This window comes from Palleronia marisminoris, from assembly GCF_900172315.1.
Classification (GTDB): domain Bacteria; phylum Pseudomonadota; class Alphaproteobacteria; order Rhodobacterales; family Rhodobacteraceae; genus Palleronia; species Palleronia marisminoris.
Genome location: NZ_FWFV01000001.1, coordinates 252,382 through 266,483 on the forward strand (window position 1 = coordinate 252,382; position 14,102 = coordinate 266,483).

10 protein-coding genes are annotated in these 14,102 nt (G+C 67.5%); 2 read left to right on the forward strand and 8 right to left on the reverse strand.

Features of this window, described 5'->3' with window-relative positions; all coding sequences use genetic code 11:
• Nucleotides 1–61: 61 nt before the first annotated feature.
• The 4 genes from PAM7066_RS01230 to PAM7066_RS01245 all read right to left on the reverse strand — a co-directional run bounded on the left by PAM7066_RS01230 (nucleotide 62) and on the right by PAM7066_RS01245 (nucleotide 5,323).
• Nucleotides 62–1,048, reverse strand: a complete 987-nt coding sequence (locus tag PAM7066_RS01230; RefSeq protein WP_085852296.1) for a molybdopterin-binding protein — start codon at nucleotides 1,046–1,048, stop codon at nucleotides 62–64.
• Complete coding sequence (locus PAM7066_RS01235) at nucleotides 1,048–2,025, reverse strand: XdhC family protein (RefSeq protein ID WP_085852297.1); 978 nt, start codon at nucleotides 2,023–2,025, stop codon at nucleotides 1,048–1,050. The genes PAM7066_RS01230 and PAM7066_RS01235 overlap by 1 nt, the downstream gene beginning before the upstream one ends.
• A 115-nt stretch (nucleotides 2,026–2,140) precedes the next feature.
• Entirely contained in the window at nucleotides 2,141–4,237 is a 2,097-nt protein-coding gene (locus PAM7066_RS01240; RefSeq protein ID WP_085852298.1) for an OmpA family protein, read from the reverse strand.
• 147 nt (nucleotides 4,238–4,384) lie between these two features.
• Nucleotides 4,385–5,323: a hypothetical protein gene (locus PAM7066_RS01245; protein WP_139214926.1), complete on the reverse strand. Its 939-nt coding sequence runs from the start codon at nucleotides 5,321–5,323 to the stop codon at nucleotides 4,385–4,387.
• A gap of 173 nt (nucleotides 5,324–5,496) precedes the next feature.
• Between PAM7066_RS01245 and PAM7066_RS01250 the strand changes: the two genes are divergently transcribed.
• Nucleotides 5,497–6,462, forward strand: coding sequence for a hypothetical protein (locus PAM7066_RS01250; protein ID WP_085852300.1), 966 nt, complete (start codon nucleotides 5,497–5,499; stop codon nucleotides 6,460–6,462).
• Between the two features lie 19 nt (nucleotides 6,463–6,481).
• On the opposite strand, the gene PAM7066_RS01255 is transcribed toward PAM7066_RS01250, so the two are convergent.
• The 3 genes from PAM7066_RS01255 to PAM7066_RS18470 are packed head-to-tail and all read right to left on the reverse strand — an operon-like array spanning nucleotide 6,482 to nucleotide 11,660.
• Complete coding sequence (locus tag PAM7066_RS01255) at nucleotides 6,482–7,861, reverse strand: hypothetical protein (RefSeq protein WP_085852301.1); 1,380 nt, start codon at nucleotides 7,859–7,861, stop codon at nucleotides 6,482–6,484.
• Nucleotides 7,858–9,429 carry a class I SAM-dependent methyltransferase gene (locus PAM7066_RS01260; RefSeq protein WP_085852302.1) on the reverse strand — a complete coding sequence of 524 codons (1,572 nt, stop codon included), beginning with the start codon at nucleotides 9,427–9,429 and terminating at the stop codon, nucleotides 7,858–7,860. The genes PAM7066_RS01255 and PAM7066_RS01260 overlap by 4 nt, the downstream gene beginning before the upstream one ends.
• Nucleotides 9,426–11,660 carry a glycosyltransferase family 2 protein gene (locus PAM7066_RS18470; RefSeq protein WP_245749574.1) on the reverse strand — a complete coding sequence of 745 codons (2,235 nt, stop codon included), beginning with the start codon at nucleotides 11,658–11,660 and terminating at the stop codon, nucleotides 9,426–9,428. The genes PAM7066_RS01260 and PAM7066_RS18470 overlap by 4 nt, the downstream gene beginning before the upstream one ends.
• Nucleotides 11,661–11,824: 164 nt before the next feature.
• Here PAM7066_RS18470 and pyrC point away from each other — a divergent pair, with 164 nt between their 5' ends.
• Nucleotides 11,825–12,865: a dihydroorotase gene (gene pyrC, locus PAM7066_RS01270; RefSeq protein WP_085852775.1), complete on the forward strand. Its 1,041-nt coding sequence runs from the start codon at nucleotides 11,825–11,827 to the stop codon at nucleotides 12,863–12,865.
• Here the strand turns inward: pyrC and tgt are convergent.
• Complete coding sequence (tgt, locus tag PAM7066_RS01275; protein ID WP_085852303.1) at nucleotides 12,862–13,989, reverse strand: tRNA guanosine(34) transglycosylase Tgt; 1,128 nt, start codon at nucleotides 13,987–13,989, stop codon at nucleotides 12,862–12,864. The genes pyrC and tgt overlap by 4 nt on opposite strands.
• Nucleotides 13,990–14,102: the final 113 nt, after the last annotated feature.

The window sequence follows — 14,102 nt, forward strand, 5'->3', positions numbered from 1 at the left end:
TGTCGATGCGATCCGCGCCCGGTCCCGTTGCGGCCGGGCGTTTTCATTTGGGTCGCCGTCCTCAGCCCGCACGTGGATGCGGGCGGGACGGGCTTTCCTTCAGCAATCCGCCCACGCCCATTGCCGCGATCTCGTCCCCCGATGGTTCGAGCCCGCAGCAGATCCGCTCGAGCACCCAATCCGCACCATTTAGCGCCGGGGACCGCGCGCAGCCCGGCAGGCCGATCACGGGGCGCGCACCGATGCTGCCGTAGAACAGCAGGTTCCCCGGATCGACCGGCATCCCGAACCGCACCACCTGCCCGCCTGCCGCAACGAGACCCTCGGGCCCCACATCCCCTATGTCGGACGTGGCCGACGCGGTAAGCACCAGCGCAAGATCGCTTTTGACTGCGCGGAGGGCCGCAGCGATCGACGCTGCATCGTGGGCGACGACCCTCACGTCGGCGAGCCGCATTCCCAGCCTGTCCAGCCGCGTGGCCACCGCCGCTTCGCCCTTGCCCGGACCGCTGCCCATGTCGGTGACGATCAGCGTCGCATCACGCAGCACCACCGGCGCGACGCTCAGCGCATTGCGGGCGACCCGCGCGCCCTTTTCGACCGAGAGTTCGGGCACCGCGTATGAGATGATCTTGACCGTCGCCACCATCGTGCCGGCCTCGACCCGCGCAAAGGGCGGCAGGGTCGCGACCGTCACCATCGGGTCGATCAGGTTCAACCGGTGGAGCGCCGCCGCATCCATCCGCACCACCCCAGGGCCGGTGGCATAGACGTTCACCCGCCCCGTCGCGGCCTCGGTCAGACGCAGCCCGGCGGCTGCCGGATCGGGAACCAGCGCCGCGGCAATGCGCGCGGCCGCGGCATCCTCGGTCAGATCCTGTGGACCGGGACGCGCCACCACCACGGCGTGGATGCCCGCCGCCTCCAGTCGCGCCAATTCGTCGGCGCCGAGCACGTGGCCCTTGCGGATGCGGCCGTCCTTGACCCGGTGGGAATGTGCAAGGATCGCGCCCAAGGCATCGCGCACGCGGACTTCGCCGAACTCCATCAGCCTTTCCTCAGCCGCTGCGTGATCTCGGCCATGACGGCCAAGGCGATCTCGGACGGACTGCGCGCGCCGATATTCAGCCCCACCGGCGCGTGTATGCGGGCGATCCGGTCGGCGCCGAAGCCCTTTCCCTCCAGCCGCGCGACGCGCTTGGCGTGGGTCCGGGTCGACCCGAGGCAGCCGAGGTAGAACACCTCCGAGGCCAGCGCCGCCTCGATGGCGGGATCGTCGAGCTTCGGATCGTGGGTCAACGTCACCACCGCCGTCCGCGGATCGAGACCGTGGGCCGCCAGCGCCTCGTCCGGCCAGTCGTGGATCAGCGTCTCGCCGGGAAAGCGTGCGGCGCTGGCGAAACTCTCGCGGGGGTCCACAAGCACTGCGTCATATCCCACCAACCGCGCCATCTGCATCAGGGGCTGCGCAATGTGCACGCCGCCGACGACGACCATGCGCAAGGGCGGGTTATGGATGGCGACGAAGGTCCGCCCGTCTTCCTCGAACCCCGACCGATCGAGCCGGAAGCGGTCGGCATGGGCAGGCGGCCCCTCTAGGCGCCGGTCCCAGTTTTCCGTGTCCACCACGTAAGCAACCTGGCGGCGGGCGGACCGGGCCGCGACGAGATCATCCAACAGATCGGGAGAGAGGTCGCCGTCGCGCACGGGTTCGACCAACACCCGGATCCGCCCCCCGCAGGCCAGGCCCACGGCAAAGGCTTCGTCGTCCGCGACCCCGAATTCCAGCACCCGCGCGCCACCTTCTTCGACGGCCTCCAACGCCTCTACCACGACCGCGCCCTCGACGCAGCCGCCCGAGACCGAGCCCGCGATCTCGCCCGCGCCCGAGACAGCAAGCTGGCTTCCCACGGGGCGCGGCGCCGAGCCCCAGGTCTCGATCACGGTCGCCAGGACCGCGCCCTTTCCGGCCGCGTGCCAGGCTTGCGCAATGGCGGGGATGTCGTCGAAATCGGATGTCTGCATGAATGCCTCCAGCTCGGCGTCTCAACCTAGGCCGCGGCCACCGCAGTTGCACCCGGGCAACGAGAAAGGCCGGCGCGGTTTACCGCGCCGGCCCCGTGTTCGCGATCCAGACGGATCAGTTCGCGGCGGCAACCTGCAGAAGCGGCGTGATGTTGCGCACGCTGGCCCGCCGGTTCGCGCGTTCGGCGTCCTGCGTCTGGCGCTTCAGGAAGCGCTCGCCATAGCCCTGCACCACGAGGTTCGACGTCGGCACGTCGAAATATTCGCCGAGCGCCAGGGCGACCGATTCCGCGCGCCGGTCCGACAGCGCGAGATTGTAGGCAGCATTGCCCACGGCGTCCGTGTGCCCCTCGACCAGGAAGATCGCCCGCGGATTGTCCGCGATCGTCTCGCGGATGTAGGTTCCCAGTTCACGCAGCGCTTCGGCCTGCTCGGGCCGGATCGCGGCCGAGCCGGTGTCGAAGGTGATCGCCTCGAGATCGACAGCCGGAACCTGCTGGCGCACCTCGGAGATGTTGCGCACCTGGCTGAGCGAGTAGGCCCGGTCGATATTCCTGTCGACGGCAAGGGCCTGGCGCAGAGCCGCCTCGTCGTTCAGATCGACCGTGCTCGACTGCAGGGCACTTTGGCGCAACTGGCTGACGTCCACCGGCTGGATGTTCTGGTTCAGGTCGTCGATCAGCGTGATCCGCTGGCCATCCGGCGTAACCCGGACGCGGCGCACGACGCGAAGATCGGCGTCGCGGATCGTCACGACCTGGCTACCGTCGTCGTAGCTGATCGTGGTGCGGGTCGAACCGTCGTCGAAGGTTTCGGTCTGCACCTCGGCGCCGGGCTGGCGCAGCAGGGCGTTGTCGTCCTTGATCAGCTGGTAGCCGCCGTCCTGACCCGACACGACGACACGGTCGTTCGACGACGCGACGACGCGGCGATTGTTCAGGATCGCGCCCACGGCGAGGGCACCCGCGCCGACCAGCAGCGCCTTCTCGAGGTTGGAAAGCCCGTCATCGTCGTCATCATCGGCTTCGGACCGATCCGTCTGCGCCTGAGCCTGGGTCTGCTGGCTCGCATCACGCGAGATGGCGGAGTCGAAGTCCTCGTTGCTCGTCCGGGCCTCTTCTGCGGTCACCGTGTCGCTGGTGCTTTCGACGACCTGAGCATCTTCGGCGGCCGCGGCGGCGACCGGAGCAGTGCCGGCCAGAGCTTCGGCTTCGGCATCGGTCTGAGCGGTCGCACCGGTTTCGCCCTGGGCCTCAGTCTCGGCGCCGGTCGTTTCGGACCCATCTGCTGGGGCCTCTGCCGCGGTCGACGTCGCGTCGCCCTCCGTCGTGGCGTCGGCCTCGCCTTCGGTCATTTCGGCGTCGGTCATCGCCTCGGCTTCGTCTGCGGTCGCTTCGCTGTCGGCGGTCGCCTCGGCTTCGGCTTCGGCGTCAGCTTCGGCTCCTGCATCCACCTCAGCTTCGGCGTCGGCTCCGGCTCCGGCTCCGGCTTCAGCCGACAGCCCTTGGCGGAGTTCATCCTCGGAGGGAAGATCGCCTGCCGTATCGCCCTCGGACGTTTCGGTGGGGGGCGCAGCATCGGCCTCGGCGTCGGTCGCGGTTTCAGCTTCTGTCTCTGTCTCGGGCGCGGAACTTGCGCTAGCGTCCGGTGCGTCGTTCGCAAGACCTTCCTGGAGTTCGCTTTCCGAGGGCATCTCCTCGTCCACAACCGGCTCCGAAGGCAGTTCCTCTTCCACAGCCGATTCCGGAGAATCCTGGGCTTGGGGCGCTTCTGGCTCGGCGTCTGCCGGCATCTCGGTCACAGGCTCGTCCTCAACCGGAGCGGTGGTCTCGGGCTCGGCCGGAGCTTCGGGCGCTGCGCTCTCATCGGGGGCGTCCATCGCTTCGGACGGCTCGGACGCGGTCGCCTCCGCTTCGACATCGGTATCAGCAGAGGCCTCAGCCTCGGCAGGCGCCGCCGGAGTCTCAGGTGCAGCCTCGCCCGAGGCTTCTGCTGCGATACCGGCCTCGATGTCCTCGGGGGTTACGCCCTGACTCGTTGCATCGTCGGTCGCTGCTCGGCACTCGTCCGAGCCCGTATCAAGCGCGCAGGCTTCCACGGCCCGGTCGAGCGCCTGGCGCCCGTCGGCCTCGGCCTGCGCCAGAGCGGGCAGCGGCACCGCCAAGTTGACGCTGGCGAGCAGCGCCGTCGTGGCTTTCAAAGTTCGTTTCATCCCTGGGTTCCTCCGAAACAATGTGGGTGGAGAACAAGTGGATGCGCCCGGCGTTCCCAACACCCCCCTGTTATCGCATATCAACGGGCGGAAAGGCGCTAGCAGCCGCATTTGCCACGAGCTCGTGGCATGACCGGCCGCATGCGTTCAGGGGGCCAGAAACGTCACTCCGGGCATCGACGCGATGCGCCCAAGATCCTCTTCGTAGCGACGGGTCAGCGTGTCGATCGCAGCGTCCGAAAGTCCCGAGGGCGTCAGCGGCTCCTCGATCTCGGCCGGCCGGGCGGTCCGGTCGAGGAAGATCTCGAGCACGCGCGCGGCCTGTCGGTCGTCCCTGGGCGGCATTTGCGCGACGTAGGCATCGAAGGCGGCACACCCTTCGTCCGTCAAGATCGAGCGAGCGACGTCGAACCGGCCGGTCATCGCGTGATCCGGCGCGACCCCGGCCGCCGCGCGGAGCACATCGCCCCAGACGAGGGGCGTATCCTCGTTGGCCCAGACGGTGATCGGTACGTCCGGCGTCGCGTCGCGTATCCGGGCGATCATATCGGACCAGCGAAAGCGGGACATGTCGATCCGCTCCGCGAAGTCATCGAAGCTGCCGCCGTCATCCACCCGCCGGTAAAGGTCGGCCAGGAACGTCACCGGGTTCTTCACGGCGCAGAGGAACTCGATCCTGTTGTCGGGAAAGAGGTTATGCAAATCCAGCGCCTTGCGCCCCGCCTGCGGATAGAGCGTGCCGTCGGCGCAGATCCGGTCAGGCGCACCGAGGAAGCTGTCGTAGCTCAGCACCAACCGTTCGACCCGCGTTGTGCCGATCAGGCGGCGGAACAGCTCTTCCTGATCGGCCAGCCCGGCACGCGCGCCCTTCAGGCGCTGGGTGGTGAACTCGCGCAGGATCGAGGTGAAGAACCGCCGACGCGGCACGGCGATGTTCATCCCTTCAAGCATCCCCTTGTCCCGCCTGAGCGACCAGATCAGCTTCTCGTCATCCGTGCAGTGCACGCCCAGGTGCAGGACGATCCCGGTGTCGGGGTCACTGTAGCGCCGGGCGCCGACTGCCGCGGGCGGATCTTGGTGGGCCACGGGGATGCTCCCTTCGCTGGGGTTCATAGGGTATCCGCGCGCACGGCCCGCAACAACACGACCGGTGAAATTCCGGTGGTCACGGTTAATCCTTCGCCATGGCATCCCGCTTCCTTAATCTCGACACGGGATCTACGTAGTCACAGCCGAACAGGTGACGGGTGGAGCGCTGGATGAACGAAATGGTCGAGCACGATCTCGAGCGGCCAGGGACGGTAGAGGATCTGCACGACGCTCTTGCAGACCTTGCCGGGTCGCGCGGTTCGGTGCGGACGCTCGACTCCGACCATTTCGTCACCTTCGTCCCCCGGGGAGCGACGCTTCTGGTCACTTTCGAAGAAACCGGGCGCACGCTCGCGCGCGACAGCGGGGTCCCGATCTCGGCCGATTTCGCCGACGACAAGAACTGGTCCATCCTCCACGTCGCGGCCAGGCGCCGCAGCTGGTTCCGCAGCGAAGCGATGTTCTCGTATTTCGACGAACTCGCCGACGATGTGTTCTTCGACGAATACGACCGGGTGATCTTCTACGGCGCCGGTCCCGGCGGCTTTGCGGCGGCAACCTACTCGGTCACGGCGCCCGGTGCGCGGGTCATTCTGGTCGAACCGCTGGCCACGGTCGACCGCAGCCGCGCCGGCTGGGACAGCCGGTTCTATCAGCAGCTTCTGTCCCGACCGGGCCCGCGCTACCCCTACGCCCCAGACATGATCGAAGCCGCCGAAGCCGCGTTCCTGCTCTACGACCCGTCGCGGGCGCTGGACCACGTCCATGCCAGCCTCTTCGCCGGAAGCAACGTGACCCACCTGCGGGCAAACAACCTCACCACGCCGAAGGACGGCCCGCTCGAGACGACATTGGAAGAAATCGGCGCCTTGCACCCGATGATCGAAGGGTTGGGCTCGGGGCGCCTGGGGCATGTCGACATCTACCGTTTGCTGCGCGCCCGACGCGATCACATGCCTTTCCTCACGCGCACGCTGCGCCGGTCCGGGCGCCGCAACTCCGCGTTCCTGACGGCGGTCCTATGCCGATATGTCACCGCGCGCCGCAACTCGCCGCCCTTCCAGAAGCACCTCAAGGCTGCGCTTCGGCAGATGGAAGCCGAGGGCGCCCTGCCCGGCACGTTCGGAGCTGTCTGAGCGCTTCAACCGCCGAGCTTCAGGCAAGGTTCTTCAGCTGCCGGGCGATCCCGGACAGCGCCTTGTCCTCGCGCCGCGCGAGCACGTGATTGCAGACCTTCAACGCCAGCTCCGGGTGCCCCCGCTCGACCGCCTGATGCACGAGCTCGCGCTGATATCGGGGTAGATCGCGTCGCTTGCGGAGCAGTCGGTAGAAGCTCTGCCGGTCGAGACGCTCTTCGATCGCCGCGACCGTGATCTCCTTGAGCGCGCCCATCTGGTGCAGCGATGAACCCAGCCGGTGCCCCAGCAGCGGACAAGGCCAGTGTAGGACGTTCCTGCCCGTAAATCGTGCGGCATGTGCAGCATCCGCGGCGACATAGGGATCATAGAGAAGATGCACGGCCTTCGCAGTCCGCGACGCGGCGGCTGCATCACCGAACGGGCCGGAAAAATTGCGCCCCCAGGCGGTCTTGTAGCGCATCTCCCAAGGCACGACTGCCTTGTCGAGCGTCGATTGCGGAGAGGTCACGAACACCGTCGATCCCGGCGCCGCGGCCGAGAATGCCGCCGCGCCGTAGCCGCCCATGCTGGCACCGTAGAAGATCACGCGGGAGAAACGGTCGAAAAACCGGTCGCGCGACAGGCGCAGGAACGCCTCGTCCACCGCGACGTCGCGGAACCACGTCCAGCCGTCGGCCATGACACCCAGCATCGACCAGCCCTGCGCCTCGATGAAGGAATAGCCCCAGGGGCGACGCTCGTCGCGTTTCTCCATCGCGATGTCGAGGTTGTCGAAGGTCACGACCAACGTTTCGGACCGGTCCTGGAACAGCATCGAGTGCTCGCCCAAATCGTGGAAGAACCCCCGAGCCCCTGCCAGATCGCGGGCAATCGCGGACCATTGCCCGGAATTGCTGCTGGGCGACGTTGCCGACATGATCGCGCGGCCCGGGCGGTGCTGTGCCGGCTCGATCAGCGTATGGCAGGTGCCGAACCCGTTGAGGAACGGGTAACTGCCGGAGCCGAGCTTGATGTCGAGGACCAAGCGGCTCTGGCCATGCAGCGCCGCCTGAAGGAACCCTCGCAGGTGCTTGATCTTCAAAGATGATCCAAATCCACCCAGCGTCACGATCACATCATACGGATGCACCTTCTTGTCGGGGCTGGTCCCGCGGATCGCCTCCGGGACGCCACCGCACCCAGCAACCGCGGCACGGTAGGCCGCGAGATCGCCATCGCTCACCGCCTCGCGCTCTCCTTCGGCCCCGATGGCGACGAGATCGACCTTGCAGCCGAACCGCTTTTGCAGAGCCGCCGTCAGTTCTGGTGTCGTACCGTTCAGGTCCGCCACCCGGGCGACCTCGTCGCGATCCAGCGCGCCAAGGATGTCACGGATTTCGTCCTGAGTGAGCCTCATGCGTTAACCGCCTCTTTCCGCACGAGGATCCCAGCGCTCTTGCCAGTCTTCTCCAACATCTGGACCGCACCGAAGCGGCGCATGTAGGCGATCCCACCCGAGCCCTTCCGGATGTCCATCGCGATCCGCCCGCCCGGCCTCACTTGCCGGCCGAAGAATGTCTCGTAAGTCTTTGCTGGGTAATGGAATCCGCAGGACAAAAGGGAGACCGCGAGATCTACCGTCCCCGCGTTGTCCAAAGGCACCTTGTTCGGGTTCAGCGTGATTATGCGCTCCGCCGGTACGCCGTTGGCTTCGAGAAACGCGCGCGCGGTGGACAGGTCGGCGTAGCCCGCCCCGCGATCTGCATAGCCCATATGCCGGTCCGCGGCGCTTTCGATGTCGATCAGTAGCACCTCGGCCTCGTAGCGGTGATAGAGCACCAGACTCGCCAAACCGTATCCGCAGCCGATATCGGCGATCCGCGCCGGCGGATCCTCGTCCACCGCGTCCACGAAGCGCTCGCATTCCGTCCGCAGCCGTTCCAGCGCGATCGACAACACGGTCTCGCGATGCCTTCGCGCCAGGTCCAGAAGCGGGGCATCGTCCCCCGTGGCCCATGCACGGACGGCGGACCCGGAGTCGATCACCTCCGACCGCTGCAGGATCAGGTTGGCCACGTCCTGGTCCGTGAACATCGAGAAGTCGATCGCGTCGGGCAGGTCGGCCCGCCGTTTGGCCTTGCTGGGCGGACGGTAGCGGATCAGGTGGCGCGTGGGCTCAGGGTCGATCCCGTGCCGCTTCAGTAGACCCGAAAGCCAGGACCCGGACATCGGTTGCCCCCCGAACTTGGCCAGCACGTTTCGGCACCGCCGCCCCCAGAGATGCACCGACAGCGTCTCTTCCCCGATCCGGGCCGCCACCTCCTCGCGGCGTCTGTCCTTCAGCATGTGGTGCGTGTCGTCGAACGGCACCGGGTAGAGCACCTGCGGCGCCTTCGCATGAGCGATCTCGCCGGTTTCGCGCAGCATATGCGTCAGCAGATCGGGGCCCAGCACGCCCCAGGGCAGTTCGGAAACATGGACGCCCCGCCCCGCAGCCTTGGCCCTGCTCAGCTCATCCTGCCGCGCCGCGGGCAGCCAAGGCGGGATCGGACAGGGGTCGGCGGCAAACTCGGACATCCGGCGCAACGTCTCGGACCCTTTGGGCAGGCGCAGAACGCCGTTGTTGACCTGCGCCACGTCGCCCGCGATCCAGCCATAGAGCGGAGCGTCAGAGGCCACCTCCCAAGGGCGCACGCAATAGGCGTCGGCATCGGCCCAGATCAGGTCCGTCCCTTCCATCAGGTGCAGGCGGAAGATGTCGGCGTGATAGGCGGGCGAGCCGGTCCTGGCGTGCCGCAGGATGTTCTCGGCGGGCAAGATGTCGCTCGCCGGAGCGATCCGCACGCCGTCGGGCACGCCGGCCACGTCCTCGTAGGTGAATAGTGTCACCGCGTGCCCCGCATCCACGAAGCTTTTGAAGCAGAGCTGTTCGAGCCATGTCAGCTGCGCGCCAACCCAGAGCGAGCCGATTTCAGGAAGTGTCATCGGGCCGCAGCCTCCGACGGCACCTGCGCGTCGGGAATGGTGAAAAAGAAGTCGGGACGGTCGGCGAAGTCCAGTACCTCGTCGGGGATCACGTCGGGACCGGCGAGAAAGACGTTCGACCCGAAGTGCTCGAGCATCCGGCTGAGGCGGCGCAGGCGCTCGCCGGTGATCTCGCGGTAGAAGTCGTCGTATTTCGCGGTCCGGCGCAGCGCGTCGATCCTGGCGCGGTGTGCGGCGACGCAGGCCCGGTGCTGCGCCGCGATCTCCGGGTCGGCCATGAGGCGGTCGTATTCCTCCCGCAGCCGTGGCAGCATCCGCTGGATCGAGCGGTCCTCTTCCGCGTTGAAGTTCATGCGGAACCAGTAGTTCAGCCCCTGGTCGCGATCCACATGGTTCACGCGCCCCCTGTCGCGCTTGACGAGAAAGCTCTCGGCCGAGCGCAGCGCATAGTGGTTCAGCGTGACCAGGTCGTAGCCGTACGTCCCGATGGTCGAGCGCCAGGCATTGCGATACTCGGTCTCGGGCATCGGCTCGCCGGAGCCGTTCACCCAGTTCACATGCCCGACGAGCTGCGGCTTCAGGCCCTTGGGGCGATGCACGCCCAGCTTCTTGAAGATGCCGGTGTTGCGGGTCAGCGTCTTGAACCCCCAGGCCTGATGCGGCTTTCGCGCGAACTGCGGCGCGCAGGAGGTGAAGCGCTCGGTGATGAGCTCATCGCGGAATCCGTCGACATCACCGTTGCCGAACAGCCGCCACGTCATCGAGATCATGTTGGCGTCGGGAACCGCGGCGAAAAGATCCGTCAGACGACCCTCCCCGATGTGGATGTTGATGAACTCGTCGCAATCCATGCAGACCACCCAGTCGAGCGCCTTTATAACGGGCTCGGCATCGGCGGCTTGCAGCGCCGCGTGCTGCGGCTTGAGGTCCGTCTTCCGGAACGGGTTCTCGCGGTGCTGGAGGATGCCCTTCGTCTGCAACAGGTCGAGCATCCTGTCCGTGCCATCGGTGCAGTCGTTGCTGTAGACGAGGAACGTGTCGACCCCGATCGCCCGGTGATAGGCGATCCATTCCAGGATGAACGGCCCCTCGTTCTTCATGGTCGTGACGATGCCGGTGACGTTGGTGGAACGCTGCGCCGCCGGCTTGAGCTCTTCGGTCGGCGGGCGCTGCGGGGTGCCGCCGAAGAAGGCGGGCAGCGTCGCGAGGAGGAGCGCATCCTCGACCAGCGCGGTCTTGGGAACGATCTCGCTGATCCTGGCGGTCGGATGACGCAATCCGGTGCATCGCCAGTAGAGGCGCGCGCGGTCGCCGGCATCGACGCCTCCGATGCGCACCATGCGCCAGACCGCGCCGTCGGGCAGCTGATCGGGCGCGATGCACCAACGTGGATTGCCCGGCGCGCCGTCGAACCGTTCGCAGATGTGGTCGGCGAAGCCCAGGCTGGCCGCGTCGTCCACGCCCCAAGGATAGATGCGCCGGCCCGCCAGCATGACGACGCCCCGCGGACTTGCCTCGGCCATCTCGAACACCGTCGGCTGCCCCGGCGTGACCAGGTCCGACACGTCCACGTTCAGCACGCCCCGCGCCTCGCCGAGATAGAGCGCGCGGCAGAGCTCGTAGAGGATCATTTCGCCGAAGGGCGCCCGCAGCGGATCGGGCGCGGGCACCTGCATCCGGTCCTTGCCTGGCGCGTCGGGGGCGTGGAAGGGCAGTCGCTCGTCCCCCTCGCCCGGTCGGCCAAGGGGTTGGTCGGTCGTCAGAATCATCACGCGCGCGATGCCCTCGACCGGCTGCGCCGCAAGCCGCGCGACCACCGCCGCCGGGTTGGCGCCGCTGCGATCCACCACGAGCGCGGCCTCGAGCCCATGGTGATGCGCGTGCCAGACGAGCCAGTCCCGCAACGCCCGATCATCCTCGGCCATCCGCTGTGTCAGCGCCGTCCGCAGGCTGCGGAACAACTGCCGCTCGGGATTGGTCGCAAGACCCGTCCGACGGTCGCCGACCAAAGGCAGAACGCGACCCTCACCGACTCGGCCCGCGCGGCCGATGACCTGCACGCCGGAACCGATCGAGCGCAACTCTTCCACGACGAACCCATCGGTGTTGGTGATCGCCTGCTGGGGAAACCCAGCCGGGAAGAAGCACGACACGCGGTCTCTGTCACCCGGAACGAGCGCCCAGAGTTGGCCGCGCCCCACATCCTGGGTCGCGAGATGCCGATGTATCACGTCCAAGAGGACGACTCCTCGCGCCGGGGCCGCGTGCTTCGCTCCGGATAACGTCAAACCTCACGAATGGGGATGGGGATTATAAGAACAATTTGCATCCATCCAGATGGATCGAGCCTGCGCCACGGATGGACGAGCAAGGCGGGACGTCGTATCGGGGCGCCATGGACACGCTCACCATACGCCGCCCCGACGACTGGCATCTTCACCTGCGCGACGGCGCCATGCTGAAGGCCGTGCTTCCCGAAACTGCGCGCCATTTCGCCCGCGCCATCGTGATGCCGAACCTCGTGCCCCCCGTGGTCACCGGGGCCGACGCCGCCGACTACCGCGACAGGATCCTCGCGGCCACGCCCGCCGAAGCGAAGTTCCAGCCGCTGATGACGCTCTACCTGACCGAGGAGACCGAGGTGCGGGACCTGCGGGCCGTGGCCGAGGAGGGGCTGATCACGGCGGTGAAGCTCTATCCCGCGGGCGCCACGACGAACTCGGCCTCCGGCGTGCGCGACTTCGCGAAAGTGCGTCCCGTGCTCGAGGCCATGGCGCAGATCGGCCTGCCCTTGCTCGTCCATGGCGAGGTCGTCGATCCGGACGTGGACATCTTCGACCGCGAGGCAGTGTTCATCGACCGCATCCTCGACCCGATCCGCCGCGACATCCCCGGTCTTCGCGTGGTGATGGAGCATGTGACGACGCGCGAGGCCGTGGACTACGTCACCGACGGCGGCTCCGACCTTGCCGCCACGATCACGGCGCATCACCTCGTCATCAACCGCAACCACATCCTCGCCGGCGGCATCCGCCCACATTATTACTGCCTGCCGGTCGCCAAGCGCGAGACCCACCGTCAGGCGCTGGTGGATGCGGCGATCACCGGTCATGCCTCGTTCTTCCTGGGCACCGATAGCGCACCGCACCCCGATCACGCCAAGCTGCAGCCCTGCGGTTGTGCTGGGTGCTTCACCGCGACGAACACCCTGTCGATCCTGGCCGAGGTGTTCGAGATGATGGGGGCGCTGGACCGGCTCGAGGCGTTCACCTCGCTCAATGGCCCGGCCTTCTACCGCCTGCCCGTGAACGAGGGCACGATCACACTCGAGAAAGGCGAGCCGGTCATCTACCCCGCCGCGATCGAGACCGGGGACGGCCCGGTCACCGTCTTCGACCCCGGTATGCCCCTGCACTGGCGGGTGCGCGACGCCTAAAGCGGCTCGATGTCGCCCTCGGCGCGGGTGGCGTGGAAGTCGGCCTCCCACGCGGCGAAGCGGCCTTCGGAGATGGCCGCGCGCATCCCGGCCATGATCTCTTGGAAGTAGTGGAGGTTGTGCCAGGTCAGCAGCATCCCGGAGATCATCTCGCCCGCCCGGAACACGTGGTGCAGATAGGCGCGCGAATAGCTGCGGCAGGCGGGACAAGTGCAATGCTCGTCCAGCGGACGCGGATCGTCGGCGTGGCGGGCGTTCTTGATGTTCACCTGCCCGCGCCGCGTCCACGCCTGCCCCGTTCGCCCCGAGCGTGAGGGCAGCACGCAATCCATCATGTCGACGCCGCGCTTCACGGCGCCCACGATGTCATCCGGCTTGCCCACGCCCATGAGGTAGCGCGGCTTGTCCTCGGGCAGCATGCCGGGCGCGTAGTCGAGGCAGCCGAACATCGCCTCCTGCCCTTCGCCCACGGCGAGGCCGCCGATGGCGTAGCCCTCGAACCCGATCTCGCGCAGGGCCTCGGCAGACTCGGCCCGCAGGTCGCGCTCGAGCCCACCCTGCTGGATACCGAACAGCGCGTGGCCAGGACGGTCCCCGAAAGCGGCGCGCGAGCGGGCGGCCCAGCGCATCGACAGGCGCATGGAACTTGCAATGCGTTCGCGGTCGGCCGGCAGCGCGGGGCATTCGTCGAAGGCCATCACGATGTCCGAGCCCAGAAGCCGCTGGATCTCCATCGACGTCTCGGGGCTCAGCCGGTGCTTCGAGCCGTCGATATGCGAGCGGAACGTGACGCCGTCCTCGTCGAGCTTACGCAGTTCGGCAAGGCTCATCACCTGGAAGCCGCCGGAATCGGTCAGGATCGGCCGGTCCCAGTTCATGAAGCGGTGCAGCCCACCCAGGCGCGCGACCCGCTCGGCGCCGGGGCGCAGCATCAGGTGATAGGTGTTGCCCAGCAGGATGTCGGCGCCGGTCTCGCGGACGCTTTCGGGGAGCATGGCCTTGACCGTGGCGGCGGTGCCGACGGGCATGAAGGCGGGGGTGCGGATCTCGCCGCGGGGGGTGTCGATGCGGCCCGTGCGGGCGGCACCATCGGTCGCATGGAGCGTGAAGTGGAACTCGGTCATGGGCGCGGGACTTACGCCGCCGCGGGCTGGATGGGAAGCACCCGATCCCGGGCAAGTCGAACCCACGACGCGGTCGCACCGTTGTGATCCAAAATACGTATCTCGGGTTGCGG